22 protein-coding genes are annotated in these 23,808 nt (G+C 72.4%); 13 read left to right on the top strand and 9 right to left on the bottom strand.

Annotated elements, in window-relative coordinates:
• Window positions 1-84: 84 nt before the first annotated feature.
• The 12 genes from FHU33_RS20475 to FHU33_RS20540 all read left to right on the top strand — a co-directional run bounded on the left by FHU33_RS20475 (window position 85) and on the right by FHU33_RS20540 (window position 13,991).
• Window positions 85-1,137 carry a flagellar motor switch protein FliM gene (locus FHU33_RS20475; protein WP_246064044.1) on the top strand — a complete coding sequence of 351 codons (1,053 nt, stop codon included), beginning with the start codon at window positions 85-87 and terminating at the stop codon, window positions 1,135-1,137.
• Window positions 1,134-1,871, top strand: coding sequence for a flagellar motor switch protein FliN (gene fliN, locus FHU33_RS20480; protein WP_142027461.1), 738 nt, complete (start codon window positions 1,134-1,136; stop codon window positions 1,869-1,871). Before FHU33_RS20475 ends, fliN begins: the two co-directional genes overlap by 4 nt.
• Window positions 1,868-2,302, top strand: coding sequence for a FliO/MopB family protein (locus FHU33_RS20485; protein ID WP_142027462.1), 435 nt, complete (start codon window positions 1,868-1,870; stop codon window positions 2,300-2,302). The genes fliN and FHU33_RS20485 overlap by 4 nt, the downstream gene beginning before the upstream one ends.
• Window positions 2,299-3,150 carry a flagellar type III secretion system pore protein FliP gene (gene fliP, locus FHU33_RS20490; protein WP_142027463.1) on the top strand — a complete coding sequence of 284 codons (852 nt, stop codon included), beginning with the start codon at window positions 2,299-2,301 and terminating at the stop codon, window positions 3,148-3,150. The genes FHU33_RS20485 and fliP overlap by 4 nt, the downstream gene beginning before the upstream one ends.
• Window positions 3,151-3,231: 81 nt before the next feature.
• Window positions 3,232-3,507, top strand: a complete 276-nt coding sequence (gene fliQ / locus FHU33_RS20495) for a flagellar biosynthesis protein FliQ (protein WP_142027464.1) — start codon at window positions 3,232-3,234, stop codon at window positions 3,505-3,507.
• A gap of 7 nt (window positions 3,508-3,514) precedes the next feature.
• The gene (gene fliR, locus FHU33_RS20500; RefSeq protein ID WP_142027465.1) at window positions 3,515-4,279 is read left to right on the top strand and encodes a flagellar biosynthetic protein FliR; all 765 of its coding nucleotides are present in this window, start codon (window positions 3,515-3,517) and stop codon (window positions 4,277-4,279) included.
• Window positions 4,280-4,291: 12 nt separating this feature from the next.
• Window positions 4,292-5,434 carry an EscU/YscU/HrcU family type III secretion system export apparatus switch protein gene (locus tag FHU33_RS20505; protein WP_142027466.1) on the top strand — a complete coding sequence of 381 codons (1,143 nt, stop codon included), beginning with the start codon at window positions 4,292-4,294 and terminating at the stop codon, window positions 5,432-5,434.
• Window positions 5,435-5,619: 185 nt separating this feature from the next.
• Window positions 5,620-7,359, top strand: coding sequence for an IS1182 family transposase (locus FHU33_RS20510; protein WP_142024161.1), 1,740 nt, complete (start codon window positions 5,620-5,622; stop codon window positions 7,357-7,359).
• Window positions 7,360-7,515: 156 nt separating this feature from the next.
• On the top strand, window positions 7,516-9,552 hold the full coding sequence (gene flhA, locus FHU33_RS20515) for a flagellar biosynthesis protein FlhA (RefSeq protein ID WP_142028074.1): 2,037 nt from the start codon (window positions 7,516-7,518) through the stop codon (window positions 9,550-9,552).
• Window positions 9,533-12,643, top strand: coding sequence for a hypothetical protein (locus FHU33_RS26325; protein ID WP_170182617.1), 3,111 nt, complete (start codon window positions 9,533-9,535; stop codon window positions 12,641-12,643). The genes flhA and FHU33_RS26325 overlap by 20 nt, the downstream gene beginning before the upstream one ends.
• A complete protein-coding gene (locus FHU33_RS20535) occupies window positions 12,640-12,891 on the top strand; it encodes a hypothetical protein (protein WP_142027470.1) in 252 nt (83 codons plus the stop codon). Before FHU33_RS26325 ends, FHU33_RS20535 begins: the two co-directional genes overlap by 4 nt.
• 164 nt (window positions 12,892-13,055) lie before the next feature.
• Window positions 13,056-13,991 (top strand): type IV toxin-antitoxin system AbiEi family antitoxin domain-containing protein, encoded by a 936-nt coding sequence (locus FHU33_RS20540; RefSeq protein WP_142027471.1) that lies wholly within the window; start codon window positions 13,056-13,058, stop codon window positions 13,989-13,991.
• Between the two features lie 88 nt (window positions 13,992-14,079).
• Here the strand turns inward: FHU33_RS20540 and phoH2 are convergent, their stop codons facing one another.
• From phoH2 to FHU33_RS20570, 5 genes are all read right to left on the bottom strand, one after another.
• Window positions 14,080-15,375: an RNA 5'-3' helicase PhoH2 gene (gene phoH2, locus FHU33_RS20545; protein ID WP_142027472.1), complete on the bottom strand. Its 1,296-nt coding sequence runs from the start codon at window positions 15,373-15,375 to the stop codon at window positions 14,080-14,082.
• 617 nt (window positions 15,376-15,992) lie between these two features.
• Complete coding sequence (locus FHU33_RS26330) at window positions 15,993-16,352, bottom strand: ATP-binding cassette domain-containing protein (RefSeq protein WP_281281690.1); 360 nt, start codon at window positions 16,350-16,352, stop codon at window positions 15,993-15,995.
• Window positions 16,353-16,413: 61 nt separating this feature from the next.
• A complete protein-coding gene (locus tag FHU33_RS20560) occupies window positions 16,414-16,683 on the bottom strand; it encodes a hypothetical protein (protein WP_142027473.1) in 270 nt (89 codons plus the stop codon).
• Between the two features lie 3 nt (window positions 16,684-16,686).
• A complete protein-coding gene (locus FHU33_RS20565; RefSeq protein WP_142027474.1) occupies window positions 16,687-17,904 on the bottom strand; it encodes a DUF885 domain-containing protein in 1,218 nt (405 codons plus the stop codon).
• Window positions 17,905-17,950: 46 nt separating this feature from the next.
• On the bottom strand, window positions 17,951-18,730 hold the full coding sequence (locus FHU33_RS20570; RefSeq protein ID WP_142027475.1) for an isoprenyl transferase: 780 nt from the start codon (window positions 18,728-18,730) through the stop codon (window positions 17,951-17,953).
• A 132-nt stretch (window positions 18,731-18,862) separates the two neighbouring features.
• Here FHU33_RS20570 and trhA point away from each other — a divergent pair, with 132 nt between their 5' ends.
• Complete coding sequence (trhA, locus tag FHU33_RS20575) at window positions 18,863-19,675, top strand: PAQR family membrane homeostasis protein TrhA (RefSeq protein ID WP_142027476.1); 813 nt, start codon at window positions 18,863-18,865, stop codon at window positions 19,673-19,675.
• A 199-nt stretch (window positions 19,676-19,874) separates the two neighbouring features.
• Here trhA and FHU33_RS20580 read toward each other — a convergent pair whose 3' ends face one another.
• The 4 genes from FHU33_RS20580 to FHU33_RS20595 all read right to left on the bottom strand — a co-directional run bounded on the left by FHU33_RS20580 (window position 19,875) and on the right by FHU33_RS20595 (window position 23,542).
• A complete protein-coding gene (locus FHU33_RS20580; RefSeq protein ID WP_142027477.1) occupies window positions 19,875-21,125 on the bottom strand; it encodes a geranylgeranyl reductase family protein in 1,251 nt (416 codons plus the stop codon).
• Between the two features lie 35 nt (window positions 21,126-21,160).
• Entirely contained in the window at window positions 21,161-21,823 is a 663-nt protein-coding gene (locus tag FHU33_RS20585) for a maleylpyruvate isomerase N-terminal domain-containing protein (protein WP_142027478.1), read from the bottom strand.
• 19 nt (window positions 21,824-21,842) lie between these two features.
• Window positions 21,843-22,442 carry a hypothetical protein gene (locus FHU33_RS20590; protein ID WP_142027479.1) on the bottom strand — a complete coding sequence of 200 codons (600 nt, stop codon included), beginning with the start codon at window positions 22,440-22,442 and terminating at the stop codon, window positions 21,843-21,845.
• 575 nt (window positions 22,443-23,017) lie between these two features.
• Window positions 23,018-23,542, bottom strand: coding sequence for a phosphate-starvation-inducible PsiE family protein (locus tag FHU33_RS20595; RefSeq protein ID WP_142027480.1), 525 nt, complete (start codon window positions 23,540-23,542; stop codon window positions 23,018-23,020).
• Between the last annotated feature and the right edge of the window lie 266 nt (window positions 23,543-23,808).

Raw genomic sequence — 23,808 nt, forward strand, 5'->3', positions numbered from 1 at the left:
TCACCAGTCACACCGCTCCCGCAGCCGTGAGCGACCGATCACCGCCGGTCAGGGTCGGTCCCGATTCCGCCGATGAGGTGGAACGTGACCTCACCCGAGACCGGACCGGCCCCCAGCGAGGCGGGTCCCCAGTCCCCCGAGGAGTCACCGGCGGAGGCGCCCGCACAGGAGCGCCCGGCCACTCCTCCGGCGACCACTGCGCCCGCGGCTCCCGGTAGCGGTACCGGCGTCCGGAGCCGCCGCGGCGAGCCCCGTACCTACGACTTCCGCCGGCCGACGAAGCTCTCCCGTGAACACGTCCGGGTCCTGCAGATCGCGCAGGAGGCCTTCGCCCGCCAGGCGACGACCATCCTGACCACGTTCCTGCGCGCCGGTGCCCGCCTCGAGCTGGTCGGGATCGAGCAGTTCTCCTACGACGACTACCTGGCGACGCTCCCCAACCCTGTCTTCATCACCACGTTCACGCTGGAACCGCTGGCCGGCAAGGGCCTGCTGGCCTACCCGCTGGACATGGCCATGGCCATCGTCGACCACATGCTGGGCGGCTCCGGTCGGGCCCAGCAGCCGAACCGGCCGATGACGGCGATGGAGTCCTCCATCACCAACCACCTGCTCGGCCGGCTGCTCGACGAGTTCGCCGCCTCCTTCGCCTCGATCACCGAGATCCAACCGGCGCTGAACGGGTTCGAGTACAACCCGCAGCTCGCGCAGGCGGCGTCCGGCTCGGACACGGTCATGGTCGCCAGCTACTCCATGGCGGTCGGCGCCCGCGAGGGCGAGGCCACGCTCGTGCTGCCCTTCTCCTCGTTCGCCCAGGCGCTGAACAACGCGGCCTCCCCGCAGTTGTCGGAGAGCGCCCTGGCCAAGCGCAAGCGGGCTGCCGAGGCGCTGGCCGCCAGGGTGAACCTCGTGCCGGTCGACGTCAGCGTCCGGTTCGCCCCGCTGACCGTCTCCTCGGCCGATCTGCTCTCCCTCGCCGTCGGTGACGTCCTGCTGCTGCGCCACCCGCCCGATGCGCCGCTCGAGGTGACGACCAACGACGTGACGTTCGCGTACGCGATCGCCAGCAACCACCGGCGCCGACTTGCCGCCGCCATCGTCCCGACCCCGTACGCCGCCGCGAAGGACACAGCATGAGCACCGACACCTCCCAGGACTCCCAGACCGTCTCCGCGGTGGTCACGGCGGCCGCCCGCGCCGCCGCCGCCCTGGTCCCGGCCACGGTGGAGCTCGTCCCCGGCGCCCCCGTCAGCGACCCGGACAGCGTCCCGCTGCCCCCCGGCGCCGCATCGGCGGTCGCGGCCGGCCTCTCCGGCGAGGTCAGCGGCGACATCGTCCTGGTGGTCTCCCCCGAGGTCGTCGAGGCCCTCAACAACTCCCCGGTCGGACGGATGGACGTCGCCGCCGCCCTGCGGCCCGCCCTCGAGGCGGCCGCCGCCACCCTGGGCCGGGTCCGCATCGCCTCCGAGCGCATCGAGGAGCCGGTGGCCGCGCTCGACGGCATGCGCGACAAGGGCATGTTCGTCGCGGTGCCCCTCATGGCCGGCACCGAGCACCAGGCCACGTTCGCCCTGCAGGTGACCCTTCCGACCGCGCGGACCCAGCGCGGCAGCCTCGACCTCCTCCGGCACGTGGCGATGGAGGTGACCGTCGAGATCGGCCGCACGCGGATGACCGTCCAGGAACTGCTCTCCCTGCACCCCGGCGAGGTGGTCGAGCTCGACCGCGCCGCCAGCGCGCCCGCCGACCTCCTGGTCAACGGCACCCTCATCGCCCGCGGCGAGGTCGTCGTCGTGGACGAGGACTTCGGCCTCCGGATCAGCGAGATCGTCACCGACGCGGCGGCGCAGGAGCTGGGGCAGAACGCATGACGTGGATGATCATCCGGCTGGTCCTCTCGCTGGCCTTCATCGCCGCCGTGCTGCTCTTCGCCGCGCGCGTGGCCAAGAAGCGCGGTCTCGGGCAGGGCAACGGCCTGATCGAGGTCGTGGCCCGGCAGCGCATGGGCCGCACCAGCACCGTCAACGTCGTCCGCATCGGCGACGTCGTCCTCGTCGTCGGTGCCACCGAGGAGCAGGTCACCCTGCTCGCCGAGGTCGACTCCGACACGGTGGACGCCGCGTTGCGCGAGCGCCGGGTGCCCGTGGTGGTCGGTGCGGCCGAGGACGCCACCCAGGTCATGGACCGGCCCGCCCTGGTGGCCCGGTCGACGAGCCCGGCGCTGGCCGGCTCGGTGTTCGACCGCAACGGCTGGGGGATGTTCGTCAACCAGCTGCGCGAGCGCACGGTCCGCAAGTCATGACCTCGTCGGTGCGCCCGCTGCAGGCGCCCGAGGGACCCGCGATGCGTCGTCGTGCAGCCCTCGTGCTGCTGTTCTCGGTGCTGTGCACCGTGGCGGCGCTGCTGCTCGCCGGACCCGCTTCCGCCGCCCCGACCGACCCGGTCGCGCCCACGGCGCCGGTCGCGCCGGTCGTCCCCGGCGACGGGAACGTGGACATCTCGATCGGCGACGGCTCACCGAGCAGCTCGATCACGCTCATCCTCGCGATCACGGTGCTCTCCGTCGCGCCGTCGGTGCTGCTGCTGGCCACGTCGTTCACCAAGATCATCGTCGTGCTGGGGTTGACCCGGAACGCTCTCGGACTGCCGTCCTCGCCGCCCAACCAGGTGCTCACCGGCATCGCGCTGTTCCTGACCCTGTTCGTGATGGGCCCGGTCTTCTCCGACATCAACGAGGTCGCCCTCCGGCCCTACATGGACGGCGCCATGACCGTCGCCCAGGCCTACGACGCCGGCGTCGTCCCGCTGCGCGAGTTCCTCCTCGGCAACACCCGGGACGACGAACTGAAGCTGATGATCGGGCTCTCCGGCGAGGAAGCGCCGGCGACGCCGCAGGAAGTCAGCATGACCACGCTCATCCCGGCGTTCGTGCTCTCGGAACTCAAGAGCGCCTTCATCATCGGGCTGGTCGTCTTCATCCCGTTCCTGGTGCTCGACATGCTGGTCAGCGCCTCGCTGATGGCGATGGGCATGATGATGGTGCCGCCGACCATCGTGTCGCTGCCCTTCAAGCTGCTGCTCTTCGTCGTCGTCGACGGCTGGGCGCTGATCACCACCGCGCTGGTGGGTTCCTACGGGGGTAGTGGCTGACGTGAACGAGCTTGCTAGTTCACCGATGACAGAGCCGACCGCGTCGCTCGCGACGGCGACGAGCGCCAGCGAGGAGCTGTTGTGAGCGACGCCGATGTCACCCAGATCGCCGCGCAGACGATGATGGTCGCGGCCAAGGTCGCGGCCCCGGTCCTGCTGACCGCGCTGCTGGTCGGCTTCCTGATCTCGCTGTTCCAGGCTGCCACCCAGATCCAGGAGCAGACCCTCTCCTTCGTGCCCAAGATCATTTCCGTGGCGATCGCGCTGCTGGTCACCGGCAACTGGGTGCTCGCCGAGCTGGTCAGCTTCACCCAGAGCCTGTTCGACCAGCTGCCGGCGCTGCTCGACCGGACCTGAGGCCGCGATGGACCTCTCGGTCCCGGCAGTCACGCTGGCGGCTCTCCTCCTGGGGACGGCGCGGGCCACCGGCTTCGTGCTGCTGGCCCCGCCGTTCAACTCGCGCACCATCCCGGGGCCGGTCAAGGCCGCGTTCGCGCTGGCGCTCTCCCTGCTGCTCTCCACCCAGATCGCGCCCACCCTCCCCGAACCGACCGCCGGGTTCCTCGTGGTCGCCGCGGTCACCGAGGTGATCATCGGGGCGGCGCTGGGCTTCGTCGTCCAGGTGCTGTTCCAGGCCGTGCAGATGGCCGGTGACCTGCTCGACATCACCGGTGGCTTCTCGCTGCAGCCGGCCTACGACCCGCTGTCGATGACGCAGAACTCCTCGATCGGCCGGCTGCACTACCTGCTGGCGATCACGCTGCTGTTCACCAGCGGCGGCCACCTGCTCATCGTCAAGGGATTCGCGACCTCCTACGTCGGGCTGCCCGTCGGCGGGGACGTGCCGACCGACCAGCTCGCCGCGGTGCTGGTGACCGCGTTCTCGATGATGTTCCTGGCCGCGCTGCAGATCGCCGGGCCGATGGTCGCGGTGCTGTTGCTGGCCGACGTGGCGCTGTCCCTGCTGAGCCGCGCCGCGCCCGCGTTGAACATCTTCGCCTTCGGTTTCCCGGTCAAGATCCTGCTGACCCTCACGATGCTGGGCCTGACCTTCCCGCTGCTGCCCCCGGCCCTGGACGCGCTGCTCGAGCACGCGGGCCGGGCCATGGTCTCCCTCCGGAGCGGATGAGGGAGGTGAGTCGTGGCTAAGGACGGTCCCGGTGGGGAGAAGACCGAGAAGCCCACTCCCCAGCGCCTGAAGAAGGCGCGCAAGGACGGGCAGATCCCCCGCACCCAGGAGCTGGGCACGTGGCTGGGCGTCGCGGCCGCGAGCGTCCTGCTGCCCGTGCTCGTGGGCAACGCGTTCGAGTCGGCGCAGAAGCTGTTCGTGCAGATCGGCTCGGTGGCCAGCGATCCCCGGCCGGAGAAGATCTCGATGCTCCTCGGCGAGGCGCTCAGCGTCTTCATGATCACGCTGCTGCCCATGGCCGTGGGGATGATGGTCGTCGGCACCCTGGCGGCGGCAGCCCAGGGCGGTGTCACCTTCGCGAGCAAGCCGTTGAAGCCGACGCTGAAGAAGCTCAACCCCTTCCCCGGCATCAAGCGGATGTTCGGCACCCAGGGCATCTGGGAGGCGGTCAAGGCGCTGATCAAGACCTCGGCCCTCGCGGTGGTCGTGATCATCACCAGCGACCGCGCGCAGGCGCTGGTCGCCTCGGCAGGAGCGCTCCCGCTGTCGGCCGTGGCCGCCACGTTCACCGACTCGGCGATCCTCATGTTCCGCGTCGTCGCCGTCACCGGCCTGGTCCTCGCCGTCGCCGACTACGTCGTCGTCCGCATGAAGATGATGAAGCAGCTCAAGATGAGCCAGTACGAGATCAAGCAGGAGCACAAGCAGGCCGAGGGCGACCCGTACATGAAGGCGCACCGCCGCGGCGTCCAGCTCTCGATGTCCCGGAACCGGATGATGGCCGAGGTGGCCGACGCCGACGTCCTGCTGGTGAACCCCACCCACGTCGCCGTGGCGCTGAAGTACGACCCGCAGAAGGGGGCCCCGCGGGTGGTGGCCAAGGGCGCCGGCGAGGTCGCGGCGAAGCTGCGCGCGCTCGCCGAGGAGAACCGGGTGCCGATGGTGCAGGACATCCCACTCGCCCGTGCCCTGCACGCCTCGTGCGAGCTGGGCCAGGAGGTCCCCGCCCAGCTGTTCACCGCCGTCGCGCGGGTTCTCGCCTTCGTCATGCACCTGGGCGCGCGGGGCGTGAAGGGCGGCTTCCACCGGCCCGGCTTCGAGCCGCCCGAGGTCGAGGGTCTGCCCAAGGCCGGCCGCCGCCGCGTCGCCGCCTGAGCCAGGGGCCGCGTCGATGATCAGGTTCCCTGATCATCGAGGGTCCTCCCTCATGGTCGACGATCCTGCTGGCCAATTCAGCGCGGCCTAGTGATCTTGGTTGGCGTGTTGTGTTGCCAGGTGGCCGGGGTTTGATGGTCCGGCGGCCGGTCTTCCCCCGTTCTCCCGGCCGTGGGGTGGTGCTGATGTGTGTGCAGCCGCAGTCATGGCCGGAGCCGGCACCGGAGGTGGCCGCCGCGGTGCGAGCGGCCTATCGGCGGCGGGAGTCGCCGTTGCCGGTGACGATTCGGGATCGGCTCGGTGAGTTGTTCCCGGACCGGGAGTTCACCGAGGCGTTCGGCGTGCGCGGCCGGCCGGGGTGGTCACCGGGTCGGCTGGCGCTGATCACGGTGTTGCAGATGGCTGAGAACCTGACCGATCGGCAGGCCGCCGAGGCGGTGCGGGACAAGATCTCGTGGAAGTACGCGTTGGGGCTGGGGCTGGATGAGGAGGGGTTCGACGCCTCGGTGCTGGCGGAGTTCCGAGCCCGGGTGCTCGCGCACAACCTGGAGCAGCGCGTGTTGGAGTTGCTGCTGGAGGTGTTGAAGGCCGAGGGGCTGGTGACCCCCCGCGGGCGTCAGCGCACCGACTCCACGCACGTGATCTCGGCGGTGCGCGACCTCAACCGGCTGGAGCTGGCCGGGGAGAGCGTGCGCGCGGCCGTCGAGGCGCTGGCGGCGGCGGCACCGGGCTGGTTGGCCGGCGTCGTGGACGTCGCCGACTGGGCGCACCGCTACGGCGCCCGGGTCGACAGCTGGCGGCTGCCGGCCTCCAAGGCCAAGCGGGCCGACCTGGCCGGCGACTTCGGCCGGGATGCGCTGAGGCTGCTGCGCGCGGTGTACGCCGAGCAGGCACCGGGCTGGCTGCGCGAGCTGCCCGCCGTGGATGTGCTGCGCCGGGTGCTGGTGCAGAACTATGTGCTCGGCACCGACACCAGCGGGCGGGAGGTGATCAGGATGCGGGAGGCGGCCGACGGTCTCCCGCCGGGCAGAGTGCGGATCAGCTCGCCGTATGACCCTGACGCCCGATGGGCGGCCAAGGGCGCAGACCTGATCTGGAACGGCTACAAGGTGCACCTGACCGAGACCTGCGACCCGCCAGCCCAGCACCCGGCCCAGCACCCGCCCGAGGAGACGGTCGGGCAGCGGCCGAACCTCATCGTCTCGGTGACCACCACCGACGCGTCGGTGCCGGACTCGGCGATGGTCGAGCCGATCCATGCCACGCTCGCGCAGCGGACTCTGCTGCCCGGCGAGCATCTGCTCGATTCCGGTTATCCCTCGGTCGCAGCAGTGCTCCAGACCGCCCGCCGGTGGGACGTCACGCTGGTCAGTCCGCTGCGCGCCGACCAGTCCCGGCAGGCCCGCGACGGGACCGGCTACGACCGAACCGCGTTCACCCTCGACTTCGACGCCCGGCAGGCCCGCTGCCCCCAGGGTCAGACCAGCACCTGGTGGACCCCGACCCGCGCCCAGCGCGGCACCGAAAAGATCAAGATTGGATTCACCGCCGACACCTGCCGCCCCTGCCCGGTCCGACAGCAGTGCACCCGTTCGACGCTGTCCCACGGGATCGGCCGCCAGCTCGCCGTGCCACCCCGCGAGGTCTACCAGGCCCAGCAGGCCGCCCGAGCCGAACAGAGCACCTTCGACTGGCGAACCCGCTACGCCGCCCGAGCCGGCATCGAGGGCACCATCGGTCAAGGCCTGGCGGTCACCAACCTGCGCTACGCCCGCTACCGCGGCCTGCCCAAAACCAGGCTGCAACACGTGTTCTCCGCCGTCGCGCTCAATCTGATCCGCCTGAGCGCCTACTGGAACGGACACCCTCTGGACCGAACCCGCACCAGCCACCTGACCCGCCTCGACCTCGCCCTGGCCGCCTGACGAATTGGCCAGCAGGATCGTCGACGGTGAGGGAGGGCCCTGCACGGTGAGGTAGGACGACGGCGACGCGGCGGTACCGCCGTCGCCGCGCCCTGCCGATGACAAGGGCGTGAGCCAGCGTCTGTCCTGCGTCCCCGGAGCGGGCGCGTGAAGGGCATGAGCAAGGCCGCCGTCCCCGTCGGGGTCGTGGCCATCGTCCTGATGCTGGTCGTGCCGCTCCCCGCGGCCTTGCTGGACCTGCTCATCGGCCTGAACATCGCCGTCTCGCTGCTGATCCTGCTGGTCGCGATGCAGATCAAGAAGCCGCTGGACTTCGCCGTCTTCCCGTCATTGCTGCTGGTGGCCACCCTCTTCCGGCTGTCGCTGAACGTCTCCTCCACCCGGCTGGTCCTCACCGACGGCTACGCCGGCAAGGTGATCGAGGCCTTCGGGCACATCGTCATCGGCGGCTCGCTCATCGTCGGCCTGGTGATCTTCCTGATCCTGGTGATCGTGCAGTTCGTGGTGATCACGAACGGCGCCGGCCGGGTCGCCGAGGTCGGCGCCCGCTTCACCCTCGACGCGATGCCGGGCAAGCAGATGGCGATCGACGCCGACCTCAACGCCGGCCTGATCAACGAGGCCCAGGCCCGCAAGCGGCGCCACGAGGTCACCGCCGAGGCCGACTTCTACGGCTCGATGGACGGCGCCAGCAAGTTCGTCAAGGGCGACGCCATCGCCGGCATCATCGTCACGCTGGTGAACCTGATCGGCGGGATGGCGATCGGCGTCATGCAGCGCGGCCTGCCGCCGGGCGAGGCGGTCAGCACGTACTCGCTGCTGACCGTCGGCGACGGCCTGGTCTCGATGATCCCGGCGCTGCTCATGTCGACCGCCACCGGCATCATCGTGACCCGGTCGGCCACCGAGGGCGACATGGGCACCGACCTGCTCGCCCAGCTCGGCCGGTTCAAGCAGCCGATGCAGATCACCGGGGCGGCCTGCCTCGCCCTGTGCCTGATCCCCGGCCTGCCCAAGCTGCCGTTCGTGACCGTCGGCGCGCTCTGCCTGTTCGCCGCCTCGCGCATGACCGACGCCCCGGAGGTCGACGAGGAGGCCGAGGCCGCCGCGGCCGCCGCCGCGGAGGAGCCGAGGCCGGACTCCCCCGAGGCGATCGCCGAGAAGATGCGGGTCGACCCGCTGGAGCTCGAGGTGGCCTTCGACCTGGTCGACCTGGTCGACCCGTCGCGCGGCGGTGACCTCCTCGACCGGGTCAAGGCGCTGCGCCGCAAGGTGGCGATGGACACCGGCCTGGTGATCCCGCTCGTCCGCACCCGGGACAACCTCGACCTGCCCGGCTCGCAGTACGTGATCTGGCTCAACGGCGTGCCCGCGGCGAAGGGCATCTCGCCCGCCGGCACCATCCTGGCCATCGGCGACAACCTCGACGGCATCCCCGGCAAGGCCACCCGCGAGCCGGTGTTCGGGCTGGCCGCGAAGTGGGTCCCGGTGGAGTTGCAGCGGCAGGCGGAGATGGCCGGCGCAACCGTCGTCGACCGTTCCTCGGTCATCACGACCCACCTCGCGGAGGTCGTCCGCCAGAACGCAGCCGACCTGCTCGGCCGCGAGGACGTCCGCCTCCTGGCCGAGATGGTGCGCCGCACGCACCCCGTCGTCGTGGAGGAACTGACTCCTGCTCTGCTCACCCTGGGAGAGGTGCAACGCGTGTTGCACGCGTTGCTCGAAGAGGGTGTGTCGATCCGGGACCTGGTCCGCATCTTCGAGGCACTCTCTGTACGTGCGAAGTCGTCCACCGAACTCGACGGTCTCGTCGAGGCGGCCCGGGCGGCGCTCGGCTCTGCGATCAGCCATCCGTACGTGACGCCCGACGAGCGCCTGCACGTCCTCACCCTGGAGCCCGGCTTCGAGCAGCGCCTGCTCGAGTCCATCCGGCAGAGCGACGCGGGCCTGGTGCTGGCGCTGGACGCGGCCGGTATCGACGCCCTGGTCAACGGCTGCAGCGGCGTGCTCGAGGAGGCCGAGCGCTCCGGCCTGTCCCCCGTCCTGGTGTGCTCGCCCCAGGTGCGCGCCGCACTCGCGCGCCTAATGCGCCAGGTCCTGCCGCGGCTTCCGGTGATCTCCTACGCCGAGGTCTCCCGGACAGCGCAGATCGAATCGCTGGGAGTTGTGAGCGGTGCCGTTGCGATCCGTTGAGGCAGCCTCGCGCGACGACGCGATCGCCGCCGCGCGCGAGCAGTTCGGGCCGCAGGCCCGCGTCGTCGGCGTGCGCCGCGTGCGTTCCGGCGGCGTGCTCGGCTTCTTCGCGACCGAGCGCTACGTCGCCGAGGTCGCCGAGCTGGCGCCCGAGGCCGCCGTCCGTCCCGCGGTCCCGGCACGCAGCAGCGACGACGCCGCCTCGCCCGCCGACTTCTCCTCCCCGCTGGCCTCTGCCGCGCCGGCGCGCGCCCGTGCGGCCGCCCCCGCCCGAAACGGCGCGGCGGCCTGGGCCGCCGCGGCCCGGCCGGCCGACGACATCCCCGACGAGGTCCGCGCAGCCGCGGCGGCGGCCCGGGCGGCGCGCTCGAACACGCCTGCCCGATCGCCGGCCCCGGCCCCGGCCCCGGCCCCGGCCCCGGCCCCGGCCCCGGCCGGCCGTACCGCCGCTCCGGCGTGGACCGGTCCCCAGACCTCCTCCCCCGCCCCGGCCCGCCCGGCGGACGACGACCGGGTCAGCGAGCTCGTCGGCCTGCTCACCGCCCGGCAGCCCGAGCCCGCCATCCCCGCCCATTCCCGGGCCACGTTCCCGCGCGCGACCTTCCCTCGCACGGGGAGCGTCTCCCGTTCCGCGGCCTCCCTCCCCGACGAGGAGGACGTGGAGCCGCCGGTCCGCGGTGGTGGCCAGAAGGTGATCCCCGCAGCCGCCCCGGCCACGCCCTCCCCCTTCACCGCCGCGCTCGCGCGGATGGTCGCCGGGGACCAGGACGTGCGGCAGGCCGTCCAGGACGCTCTCGCCCGGCCGGCGGAGGAACGCCCAGGCGCCGATGCCGAGCCCTGGCCGGTGCGCTCCGAACCCGTCCGAACAGCAGAGACATCGGTGCCGCCCGTGGCGCGCCAGGAGGAGGAAACGGTGGGAGATCAGGTCATCGCGCCGCCCTCCACGACGGATCGACAGGTCGAGATGCCCACCTGGGCGGCCGCGCCCGAGGTGACCGCGGCGTCGGTGTCCCCGCGGGAGGAGGCGATCGCCGACCTGCTTCGCGGCGCGCTGGCGCAGGGTCACTCGGACGAGGCGCTCGCCGGCATCCTGCGCAAGGTCCTGGCTGGGGCCTCCCCCCAGACGGCCCTGACCGAGCCGGCCACCGCACCCGCCGAGCCGGTGTTCGCAGTGCCGTCCGGGCCCGTTCCGACGGTCGCGCCTCCTGTCGTGGACGTGCCCGTCCTCGACCTGCCCGCGCGCGACGTGCCCGCACTAGACCTGCCCGCGCGCGACGTGCCCGCACTAGACCTGCCCGCGCGCGACGTGTTCGGCCTGGGCCTGCCGGCGGCTGCAGAGCCATCCACCCCGGCCGACACCGTCGCGGCCGACACCTCCGCGGCCGAGGCCCCGGTCGTGGAGGCACCGGTCGTGGAGGCACCGGTCGCCGAGGCCCCGATCGCCGAGATCCCGGCTCTCGTGACGGTCTCCGCCCTCCCGGCGACTCCCCCGTCCATCCCTGGCGTCGCGCCGGCCGCGCCGCCCGTATTCGTGTCGCCCTCCGCCGGCTCCATGTGGGGGCTGCCCACGTCGACGTCCCTGTGGGGCGACGCCCTTCCGGCCGCCAGCACCCGCACCGAGAAGGCCGATGTCCCGATCTGGGCCGAGGTCGCCCGCCAGGACTCCAGCATCGGAGCACTGTTTCCGTCGGCAGCCGCCGAGCCGGTGGCCGAGGCCGTCGACGAGGCCACCGGTACCGAGATCCCGGCCGTGGAGGAGCCCGCTGCGCAGGAGCCGGTCGCCGAGGCGCCGCACGCCGAGGTCCCCGTGGTCGACACCCCGGTGACCGATACCGATGTGGCCGAGGCGGTCGCGACCGACGTCGACGAGTCGGTCGCTGACGACGCCCGCGACCAGGCGGTCCAGGAAGTCGCGGCGGAGGAGTTCGAGGAGGCCGAGGTCGCCGAGCTGGCCCCGGTGCTCGCCCGCACCGCGAGCGATCCCGCGCCGATGATGTCGCTCGACGCGACGACCGTGATGCCGCCGCTGTCCCTGCTGCCCCCGCTTCCGTCGTCCCGGGGCCGTGGCCGGGGACGTCCGCCGGTGCCGCCGGTGGCGCCGCGCACCAGCCCGTCGTCGTCCTCGTCGTCGACCCCGGCTGCGGCCGCGGCGGCGGAGGAGTCCGCCGACCCCCTGCTCTCGGGTGCCGAGGCCGCGGAGACCCGGACTGCCGCCGTCGAGCCGGCAACGGACGTGCCGGCATTCCGCTCGCTCGCGACGGTGACCCGTCTGCCCGTGGCGCCCCTGATGGCCGGGCCGGAGATGCCCGAGGAGGCCGATCAGGTCGACGCCTCGGACCTGTTCGCGCCCGTGGCCGCCACGACTGCTGCCCCCGCCGACGTACCGGCTGTGCCCGCTGCCGACCCCGTGGTGCTCCCCGCGGACGACGTCGCCGGCCGGCTCCGGCTGCTGGGACTGCCCGCCAGGCTGCTCAGCAGCACGTTCGACGCGGACGTCGCCGAACTCGGCACCTACGCCGCCCTCACCCGCAGCCTCGCGCTGCAGCTCCCCACGGCGCCCGAACTCCCCCGCGGTGCGGGCCAGGCCGTGTTCGTCGTCGGTCCCGGCGCGGACGCCCTGCGCGCCGCCCGGTCACTGGCGGCGTCCCTGCACCTGGACCCCGAGTGCGTGCACTGGGCGACGCGCGGCGACCTCGCAGGCCTCGCTCCGAGGACCAGCCGGGTCACGTCGGTCGATGCCGCCATCGACCGGCGCCAGGAGTCCCTCACCGCCGGCACCGTGACGATCGTGGCGGTCGACGCGCCGCTGCGTACCGACGCCCACTGGATGGCTCAGATGGTCAGCGTCTGGGCGCCGATCGTGGTCTGGGCCGTCGTCGAGGCCACCCGCAAGCCGGAGGACCTCGAGCAGTGGATCGACGGGCTGCCCCGGGTCGATGCGCTGATCGTGCAGGACGTCGACCTCAGCGCCGACCCCGCCGCCGTCCTCCGCCGGGTCGACGCGCCCGTCGCCCTCCTCGACGGCGTCCGGGCCACGCCGCACCGATGGGCCTCGCTGCTCTGCGAGCGGCTGGAGAGCACGGCGACATGAGCCCGTTCCGCTGGGACGTCCTGCTCGTCGGGTTCGTGCTGGCCCTGCCCGTGCTCGCGCTCGGGCTGCGGGGGGACCTGTCGACCGAGGAGATGATGACGCGGGTGCTCTGGTGCCTCGGCGCCGGCTACGTCGTCGTCGCGGTGCTGCGGTTCGCGACCACTCCGCCGCCGGCCCCGAAGACGCCGAAGGCCTCGCGCCCGGCACCGGAGCCGACCGAGCCCGCGGACTCCTCCCCCGCTGCCTGACGCGACGCTTTCGGATGGCACCCCGCTCTTGCGGTGTCCCTGCCGCATTCGCGGCATTGCACGAGCGCAAGGGCGGGCGAACAACCGCAAGAGCCTGCGACCGGCTGTCCACAGATCCGCCGATCCTCCTTCAGACAGCGCGGCGATCACCCCAGGCTCGGTATGTGATCGCCGAAGAGCCCGGGCATCCCGTCTTCCTGCGGCGCGCAGCCGCGCTACGGGATGGCTTCTCCGACGCCGAACTCGCCCGCGCGGTCCAGCGCAAGGAACTGGTCCGGCTCCAGCGCGGCACGTACGTGGAGAGCACGGGAACGCTTCCGGACGACGCAGCCGCACGCCACACTTTGATGGTCGCCGCCACGGTCGCCGGTCTGAGCATTCCCGGCGTGGTGAGTCATGCGTCCGCTGCCGCACTGCACGGGCTCCCGCTGTGGCAAGTGCCGCTCGGCCGCGTGCACGTCCTGCGGCCGCCACCCACCGGCGGAAGCGGCAGCGCCCGCGTGCACCTGCACGTGGCCCGGGTGCCTGATGACCAGGTCACCCTGGTGAACGGCATCCTCGCGACAGACGTGACGAGGACGGTCGTCGACGTCGCCCGGACGGTTTCCTTCGAGTCCGCCGTCGTGCTGTCGGACCGGGCGGTCAGAACGAGAGATACTTCCCGGGAGCGGCTCAGCGAATGTCTCGAGCGGATGGGCTCCGTTCCGGGCTCGCGGCAGGCCGCCCGCGTCATCGCGTTCGCCGACCCGCTGAGCGAGAGCGTCGGGGAGAGTCGCAGCCGCGTCCTGCTGCATCGGCTGGGTCTGCCGACGCCAGATCTGCAGGTCCGCGTGCTACGCCCGGACAGCTCGGCCATCGGTCGCTGCGACTTCGGGTGGCGTAGCCACCGGACGATCGGAGAGTTCGACGGCCGTATCAAGTACGGCCGTCTGCTGAAGCCCGGCCAGGACCCGGGCGACGCCGTATTCCATGAGAAGCGCCGCGAGGACGAACTGCGTGACCACCGGTGGGAGGTGGCGCGCTGGACCTGGGACGACCTCGACAGTCCCCGGCTGATCGAGGGCCGGGTCCGCCGGGCGTTCGCCAGGGGTCATCGCTGACTGCACATCTTGCGGTGGTCCACCCGCCCTTGCGGTGCTGCACCACCGCAAGGGCAGACGAACGACCGCAACACCCCAAAAGCCGGGGTCAGAGCGGGAGGTCCTCCAGCATCTCGGTGACCAGGGCGGCGATCGGCGAGCGCTCGGAGCGGGTGAGGGTCACGTGCGCGAACAGCGGGTGGCCCTTGAGCGCCTCGATCACCGCAGTGACGCCGTCGTGCCGGCCGACCCTGAGGTTGTCCCGCTGCGCGACGTCGTGGGTCAGCACCACGCGGGATCCCGCGCCCAGCCGCGACAGCACGGTCAGCAGCACGCCGCGCTCGAGCGACTGCGCCTCGTCGACGATGACGAACGAGTCGTGCAGGGAACGGCCGCGGATGTGGGTCAGCGGCAGCACCTCGATGAGGCCGCGGCTGTCGATCTCGTCGATCACCGCCGGGGACACCAGCGCTCCGAGGGTGTCGTAGACCGCCTGGGCCCACGGCGACATCTTCTCGTTCTCACTGCCCGGCAGGTAGCCGAGCTCCTGCCCGCCGACGGCGTACAGCGGCCGGAAGATCACGACCTTCTTGTGCGCCCGCCGCTCCATGACCGACTCGAGTCCGGCGCACAGCGCGAGCGCCGACTTGCCGGTCCCGGCCCGCCCGCCGAGGGAGACGATGCCGATCTCGGGGTCGAGCAGCAGGTCGAGCGCGATGCGCTGCTCGGCCGACCGACCGTGCAACCCGAACGCCTCGCGGTCGCCGCGCACCAGCCGGACCTGCTTGTCGGGCATCACCCGGCCGAGCGCCGAGCCGCGGGACGACAGCAGCACCAGGCCCGTGTGCGGGGGCATCTCGGCAGCGGCCGGGACGAGGGTCTCCCCGGCGGCGTAGAGCTCGTCGAGCTCGGCGTCCTCGAGGGACACCTCTGCCATGCCGGTCCACCCCGCGTCGACGGCGTCCATGACGCGGTACTCGTCGGTGTCCAGCCCCACGGCTGCCGCCTTCACCCGCAGCGGGACGTCCTTGGTGATCAGGCAGACGTCGCGGCCCTCGGACCGCAGGTTCAGCGCGACCACCATGATCCGGCTGTCGTTGCTGTCGTTGCGGAAGCCGGCCGGCAGCGCCGACGGGTCGCTGTGGTTGAGCTCGACGTGCAGCGTGCCACCGTCCTCGCCGATGGGGACCGGGGCGTCGAGCCGGCCGTGCGCCACCCGGAGGTCGTCGAGCATCCGGAGCGCCTGGCGCGCGAACCAGCCGAGCTCCGGGTGGTTCCGCTTGTCCTCCAGCTCCCCGATCACGACGAGCGGGAGCACCACGTCGGAGTCGCCGAAGCGCATCAACGCGCCCGGGTCGGAGAGCAGGACGGAGGTGTCGAGGACATACGTACGGCGAGTGGTCACGAGGCCACCTCGCTGACGCTCGCCGGCCTCGTGCCCGAGGGTGCTGAGTTGTTGCATGGCCTCGCAAGCTCGGTCATGTTTCGACTCCCGTGGGGCGCACGGCACGCCCCCGCTCGAAGGTGGCCGGGCCCCGGCGCAGAGGCCGGGTTCCGGCCCCCCTGGTCGACGAACTCGTCAGCACCAACCGGGCCTCCCGTGGACGGCGAGGGCAGCTCGTCGTCCACATCGGACGCTAGGCCCGGCCACCGACAGAAGCGCGCGCACCACCCCGAAAGACACCCGACGTTCACTCGATGGAGTACCAGGGACCCCAGTCGTCCCGAGGGTCGCCGGCGTCGCTCAGCTGGACTCGCGGCGGAACCGGCGGATGCCGAACACCCAGCCCAGAACGGCGAGGAGGACGGTCAGCGCCGCACCCCACCAGGCCGTCGACGTGCCGTACCCACCGACGAAGAACTCGCGGGCGCCCTCGACGACGTGCTTGAGCGGGTTGAGGTCGCTGATCGTCTGCAGCCATCACGGCGCCAGCGTCATCGGCAGCAGGATCCCCGACAGCAGCAGGACCGGGAGCACGAACGCGTTGAGCAGGGGCGCGAACGCGTCCTCGCTCTTGAGGGTCAGCGCCAGCGCGTACGAGACCGACGCGAACGTTGGATGAGGCCGATGGCGATGTCCAGCCGCCGGCGCTGCCCACCGGACATCGCCTTGGGCTGCCGTTCCCAGAGCCCGTCGAGGTCGAGCTCGCGGAACAGCTGTCTCCCGCGCCCCACCGGGTCGGTCATCAGGTCGCAGCCGGCGACCGTGGCCGTGCCGGCCGTGGGCTCGAGCAGCGTGGTGAGCATGCGCAGCGTCGTCGTCTTGCCGGCCGCGTTGGGGCCGAGGAAGCCGACGATCTCCCCTGCCTCGACGTCGAGGTCGACGCCGACGACGGCACGTACTTCCCGCTTCCTCTTGCGGATGGCGCGGGCGTGGATCACGGGCGACAGCATCCGCCACGCCACCGACAGGAGTCGAACCGATTCGCCCACGGCGCAGCGGTCAGTACCACCCGTCGCGGTCCGGCGGCCGGAGCGCCGGACGCTCGACCGTGTCGGTGCGGTGGCCGAGGTCGCCCGGCGGTTCCACCTCGCGCCGCCGTCCCCCGCGCGGACGCACCGCGACCAGCGCCCACAGCACCGGGATCAGCAGCACCGGCCACTGCAGGGACAGGTCACCCAGCCACAGCAGCCCGGCCAGCAGGAGCCCGCCCAGCCAGGCCGCCGTCCACAGCCCCAGCGTGCGGGCCTCCCGGGCGTCGTGGCGGCTCATGGGTCAGGCGCCCCCGAGCTCGGCGGCGACGGCCCGGGGGGTCAGCGGCTCGTCGAGCAGCCGGAGGAAGCGGTCGGCCACCGACTGCTCGGCGGGCCTGCCGTCCAGCCACCGGGAGAGCAGGTCGTAGCCCTCCACGTACGTGGAGGTGTAGGCCCGCCAGAGCGGATCGGTGAGGAAGCGGATCTGCTGGGCGGCCCGCTCGGGGCTGACCAGCGACCAGCGCTGCAGGTAGGCGCTCACCTCCGCCTCGTCGGCGCCACGGTCGTGCAGCAGGACGGCGGCGTCCTGCCGCACCCGGTTCAGCGGGGCGGCCGCGGCGCTGATGCGCTCGGCGAGGGAACCGTCGAACCGCAGGCCGAGATCGCCGAGGATCTCCGCCGCCCACGGGCCCCAGCCCTCCCCGATCGATGCCTGGACGCCGAGGTCGGCCAGGCCCTCGGCCATCAGGCACTCAGGGGTGTTCACCAGGAAGACGGTGTGCTCGGTCCGGTCGGCACGCTCCACCAGGCCCCGCTCCTTGCGGCAGTGCTCGGTGTGGTGGCCGGGATAGGACTCATGGGCCACCAGGTGCGGCAACTGCGAGAGCCGGTGCGGGAGGTCGGCGTTGATCGCCACCCGGGAGCGGTAGTCGCCCTCGTAGTAGTTGAACCCCGACCACGGCTTGTCAGTGACGACCTCGTACCGGACCGTCTCCACCTCCGGCAGGCCGTACTGCCCCCGGACGCGGTCCCGCAGGGCGCTGGACAGCGCGTGCACCGCGGACTCCAGCCGGGCCGGCGGGCACTCCTCGCGACGGCGGTGCGCGGCGTACCGCTCGGCCAGCGTTCCGCTACCCGGTAGCAGGGCGTCCAGCTCGGCGTGGGCGGCCGCGTACTGCGCCGGATCCGCCAGGACGACGTCGACCTGGAAGTACGCCCGCACCTCGTCGACGAACCCGACCGGCTCACCGCTCATCTTCCGGGCGGTGCACTCCAGACCGGTCAGCTGGCCGCGCAGGTAGTCGGCGCGGTCGGCGGGCAGGCCGGCGGAGTCGAGCTCGCGGAGGAGAGTCCGCGCCTGGTTGCGCAGCCCGGAGGGGGTCGGCGCGGGCTCGTCGGCCACCTGGGCACGCAGCTTCGGATCGCCGGTGTAGGCATCCACGAAGCCGGACTCCAGCCGGTCGAACCGCAGTCCCAGTCGCACGTACTCCAGGGGAAGGTCGAGAGGGAGGGCCGACATGACCCGCAGTTTCGCAGCCGCGCCCGGCAGCTCCGGAACCGGAGGGTCAGCTCCCGAACCGGCGGTGGCGCGCGGAGTAGTCGCGCAGCGCACGCAGGAAGTCCACCCGCCGGAAGTCCGGCCAGTACACGTCGGTGAAGTGGAACTCGGTGTTCGCCGTCTGCCAGAGGAGGAACCCCGACAGCCGCTGCTCACCGCTGGTGCGGATGACCAGGTCAGGATCGGGCTGGCCGCGGGTGTAGAGGTGCTCGGCGATGTGCTCGACCTCCAGCGCCTGGACCAGCTGCTCCAGCGAGGTGCCGCGCGCGGCGTGCTCGGCCAGCAGAGAGCGGACGGCGTCGGCGATCTCCTGACGACCGCCGTAGCCGACGGCCAGATTGACCGTGGCCCCGGGCCGGCCGCAGGTGTCCTCCTCCGCCTGCTTGAGCACGGCGACGGTCTCCGGCGGCAGTACCTCGGGCGCCCCCATCGCGCGCACCTGCCAGCGCCGGCCGGGCCGGGAGAGGTCGACGGCGACGTCCTCGATGATCTGCAGCAGCGCCTGCAGTTCCGGCTCCGGCCGGTTGAGGTTGTCCGTGGAGAGCATGAACAGGGTGACGACGGAGACCCCGGCGTCATCGCACCAGCCGAGCAGATCGACGATCTTGTCCGCTCCACGACGGTGGCCGTGGGCGACGTCCTCCAGCCCGATCGCGCGGGCCCAACGCCGGTTGCCGTCCATGATCACGCCGACGTGCCGAGGGACGTCGGCGCCCTCCAGCGCGCGGGCCAGACGCCGTTCGTAGACTCCGACGACCGCGTCGCGAACCTTCTGACGCGCCCCCACGCGGTCACCCTAGGCCCCTCCCGGAAGCCGGGCCGAGCAGGCGACCGGGGCCACGCCGGACACCTCGGGCACCCAGCGAAGTCACAGGTGCTCCGGGATGACGGCCTACCTACGCGTCCGTAACCTCGGAGCATGGGTCTTGCTCCCGACGAACGCGAACAGGTCCGGGTGCAGGCCGACGCCGCCGAGCTCGAGGCGCCCCGGGAGGAAGCCGTCACCGCCGTCCGCGAGGAGGGCGAGCAGGTCGAGCGGGCCTGGACCGCCACCGACTTCGCCGACAGCGACTGGGACCACCCCGACACCCGCCCGCGCATGCGCGGCTGGCTGCACCTGTTCGCCTTCTTCGGGGCGATCGTCGCCGGGGCCGTCCTGATCCCGCTCGCCTCGGTGCTGGGCGCCCGCGCAGGCTTCTCCGTCGCGGTCTACTGCGTCACGATCTGCGGGCTGTTCGGGGTCAGCGCCCTCTACCACCGCCGCCGCTGGTCACCGCGCGGCTGGAAGATCATGAAGCGGCTCGACCACTCGATGATCTTCCTGTTCATCGCCGGCACCTACACGCCGTTCTCGCTCTTGGCCGTCGACCAGCCGACCGGCTTCTGGGTCCTCGCCGGGGTCTGGGCCGCCGCGCTGGGTGGCGTCGTCCTCAAGCTCAGCTGGCCGACCGCGCCCCGCTGGGTCGGCGTGCCGCTCTACATCGGGCTGGGCTGGGTGGCCGTGTTCGTGCTCACCGACATCCTGCACATCGCCGGCGTCACCGCGATGGTGCTGCTGGCGGTCGGCGGACTGCTCTACACGGTCGGCGGCGTGGCCTACGGGATCAAGTGGCCCAACCCCTGGCCGGGCACCTTCGGCTACCACGAGGTCTTCCACGCGATGACCATCGTGGCCGCGATCTGCCACTACATCGCCGTCTACTTCGCCATGTACAGCTCTCCTTTTCTCTGAGGTCCTCCGGACCTCACCGCGGCCAGGAGCCGTGCCATGACATGGCGGTCCTCCGGACCGCACCGCGGCCACGTGCCGTACCCCAGCTGCGCTGAGCCCCTCCCGTCGTCACTCGGGGGAGCCTCCGGCCCCCCACTCCCGACGACAAGGAGTCTCGCCCCACCTCGGGGAGCCTCCGGCCCCCGCTCGGCGGAACGACTCAGCTGAACGGGGCTCGGTCGTCGAGCTTGACGGAGGCCTTGCCCGCGAGACGCCAGGCTCGGGCGACGGCGTCGCGGTCGGCGTCGGTGACCAGGTTGCCCATCACGCGCAGAGCCACGGTCATCAGTGCCCCCGACCTCATGCCGATCGGGCCGGCCGCGGGCAGGAATCGGGGCACGGTGAGGAGGCCGGCCAGCCGCCGGGCGATGGAGAACGCCTCGCCGTAGTGCCGGCGCAGGGTGGCCGGCCAGGCCAGCGACCAGTCGTCCTCCCCCAGCAGGTCGACGACGGTGCGGCCGGTCTCCAGGCCGTAGTCGATGCCCTCGCCGTTGAGCGGGTTCACGCAGCCGGCGGCGTCACCGATCAGCGCCCAGTTCCGGCCGGCCACCCCGGAGACGGCGCCACCCATCGGCAGCAGCGCGGAGGCGACGTCGCGCACCGGCCCGTCGAGCTGCCACTCCTCGCGCCGCGACTCGGCGTAGTACTCGAGCAGCGACTTCAGCTGCACCCCGGCCGGCCGGCGCGCGGTCGCCAGCGTGCCGACGCCCAGATTCACCTCACCGGCTGCCGCGCCCAGCGGGAACACCCAGCCGTACCCGCTGAGCAGCTCGCCCTCGGTACCGCGCAGCTCCAGGTGGGAGGAGATCCACTCGTCGTCGCTGCGGCCGGAGCCGACGTAGCTGCGCGCGGCGACGCCGTACGCGGTGTCGCGGTGCCACTCCCGGCCCAGCACCCGGCCCAACGGCGACCGCACGCCGTCCGCGACCACCAGCCGGCGGCAGGCGACCGTGACGCGACGGTCGTCGTCGAGCTCGAAGACCACGCCGGTCACCCGGTCCCCGTCCCGCTCGACGTCGACGGCGCGTGCCCCGTCGACGGCGGTCGCGCCCGAGTCGAGCGCCACCTGCCGGATGCGGGTGTCGAGCTCCGTGCGCGGCACGGCGCTGCCGTGGTCCGGGAAATCCCCGCCCGGCCACGGCAGCTCCCACTGCCGGCCGAATCCCGCCGCCCGGAGACCGCGGTTGCGGGCGTGCCCGCGCACCCAGTCCCCCAGGTCGAGCCGGTCCAGCTCCGCGATCGCCCGGGGCGTCAGGCCGTCACCACAGGTCTTGTCCCGCGGGAAGACCGCCGCGTCGGCCAGGACGACGTCGTGCCCCGCCCGTGCCGCCCAGGCGGCCGCCGCGGAGCCCGCGGGCCCGGCCCCGACCACGAGGACGTCGGTCGCTACAGGGACGGCATCGACGGGCACGGGCCCAGTGTCCCAGGACTTCGACCGTGCACCCCTCAGCCGAACAGCGGGAACGCGTCGGCGTCGTCCCCCAGCTCGGCGCGATCGGCGTCGGACAGCGGCTCGCGTCCGGTGCCGCGGCGCGCCGCCGTGCCGTCGTCCCAGCCGGCCGGGAGGGGCCGGCCGAGCAGGCCCTCCAGCACCCGGCGCACCTCCGCCAGCGGGCCTCCCGCCGGTCCCGGCCGGTCCAGGTGCACGACCAGGTCCAGGTGGTGGACGGCGGCCTCGACGGTGAGCGTGGAGAGGAGGTCGGCCACGGGAAGCACCCGGCCCTGCGTCCGCACCAGCTCACCGGCCCGCACTCGCTCGGCGGCCACCAGCACCGCCGCCGACGCCTCGGCATAGCGCCCGGCGATGCTCACCAGGCCACCGTGCACGGAGGCGGCGATCCGGGTGCTCCAGAGCTCCTCGTCGTCCCCGGGTGCCGGCGGCTGCCACGCCGTCCAGTAGTCGACGGCGTTCGTGTCGGCCGGGCCGGACGACGGCGTGTTGAGCGCCACCAGCGCCCGCCGGGCGTCGCTGAGCAGGTGGAAACCGAGGTCGACCGGTGACCAGCCGGCGCAGCCGGTGGGCAGCCAGCCCTCCTCGACGGTCAACGACGAGAGGACGTCGGAGAGGCCGCCGTACGCGGTGCGCAGCAGGTTCAGCGACTCGTGCACGGCCGGAGCCTGGCAGATCTCAGCCGACGTGCGGACCCCGGCCGCGGACCTCCTCGACCGAGGCCATCGCGTCGCGCAGTTCGGTCAGCCACTCCTCGGTGTGCTGCCCGACCAGTCGAACCGCCCAGACGAGCGCCTCGGAGCGGGACCGGGCCACGCCGGCGTCGACCAAGGTGTCCAGGACCAGCCGTTCGCGCTGGCGCAACCGGGTCATCACCGGCATCGACACGTTGGTGAACACCTCACGCGCGTCCCCGCAGGCCGCTCCCCAGGCCACGGAGCGGCCGTACCGCTCCTGGGCGGCGTCGGCGATCGCCATGCGCTGCTGGCGGGTCTCCTCGCGGAACCGCGCGATCCGTCCGGCACGTGCCGCTGCCGGGTCCCCTTCGCCGGCCTCCGGCTCGGGCAGCGCGCCGACGACGGTGATCTCGTCGCGGTCGATCGTGAGCTCCACCGGACCGGCGAACCAGCCGTCCGGCAGCCGGCCGGCGAACCAGCCGGCGACCTCGGCCCGCTCGACCGGGGGCGGGGTCTCCGCCCCGCGGCCACCCGGACCACGGCCCCGGCCACGGCGGAAACCGGGCCCGAAGGGGGCATCGGCGAATCGGTGAGCGTGCATGGCGACCTCCGTGGTCCGCGTTGATTACACGCTTACACAGTAACCCCGGCAGTCAGCATCAGGAAGGGGACATCGCTGCGCTCAGAGCGAATACGCCGGCGAGCGGCGCGGAGCAGGCGAGGCCCCAGCAGACGGGGGCGGCCTACCGGTCGGCCAGGACCGGCCGATCGGCGAGCAGCGGGACGCCGGGCTCTTCGGGCTCGCCGACGACGACGACGGCGCACGAACTCGTCACCGCGCAGGCTGCGGCCGCCAGGGCGTCGCACTCCGGCCCCGCCGCTCACCGCCACCTCCAGCGGGCCGGCCAGCAGCGGCCTCGCCGAGCTCCCGGTGGCGGGGGGGGGTGGCGTCGGCCCGTCGCCATGGTCGACGGGGCGGTGCACGAGCGAGTCGCGGAGTCGCTTCACCGACGCCAGCCGGGCGGGGTCTCGGAATAGTGCAGCCACTGCAACCTGGATGCGCCCCGCTCGAACGTGCCCCGGTCGGTGGACTCGAACTGGTCCGCGTCCCAGCGTCCGCCCTCACGGGCTCGTGGTGGTCGCAAGCCGGTTCGGCACGAGCCCTGGCCTACCCCGTCAGCGACGGCCCCGATCCGGGGACGCGTCACCTTCGTCGGGTTCGCGCTCCTTGCGCCGGAGCAGGTAGGACGTCACGCCGAGGAGGACGACGAGGACACCGAGGACACCGATCTCCACCATGCGGTCGTCGAACTCCGCACCCGTGCCCAGTGCGCTCGCCGCCTCGACCGACAGCACGACGATCTCCTTGATCGAGGCGATGATCCCGACCAGGAGGAACGGCTCCGCGACCAGCTCACGCCTCTCGACCGTCGTCCGCACCGCGAAGAGCAGTTCCACCACGATGAAGACCAGCAACAGGATGTCGAGAACCTCGAGCAGCGGCTTCTGCGAGAAGTCGCTCACCAGGCCCCACGAGGTCTTGCCGGCGACCGCCAGGAGGACGAACGCCGACACCACGAGGAAGAGTGCGATCCCGCCGTAGATCAGGTTCTCGGCAACCTCGAGAGCGCGCGTGCCCGCGCGACTGAAGCCCGGGGGCCGGACGTCGGCCTCGGGGTCATCCCTCCGCTTGGGCGGCATCGGGCGATCATGTCGGATCCGAGCGGCGCGCACCCCGTTTCCGGCGACCCGCTACCCGAACGGATGGGAGCGCCCCCACCATGCGTGGCGGCCCGATTCACTTGGGGACACCTGCCAAGCAGGGGCGCTCGCGAAAGCCTCCAATCCGGGCATATCACGCTCATCGACACGCCGATATTCAGCAACGGTAGACATATGAAGGCCCTGGTGCCAGCGGGCGTGTCGGCGGACTCTCGTCCTCAGCGCCGAGTCCGGCGCTATCCCGC

The organism is Blastococcus colisei, assembly GCF_006717095.1.
Classification (GTDB): domain Bacteria; phylum Actinomycetota; class Actinomycetes; order Mycobacteriales; family Geodermatophilaceae; genus Blastococcus_B; species Blastococcus_B colisei.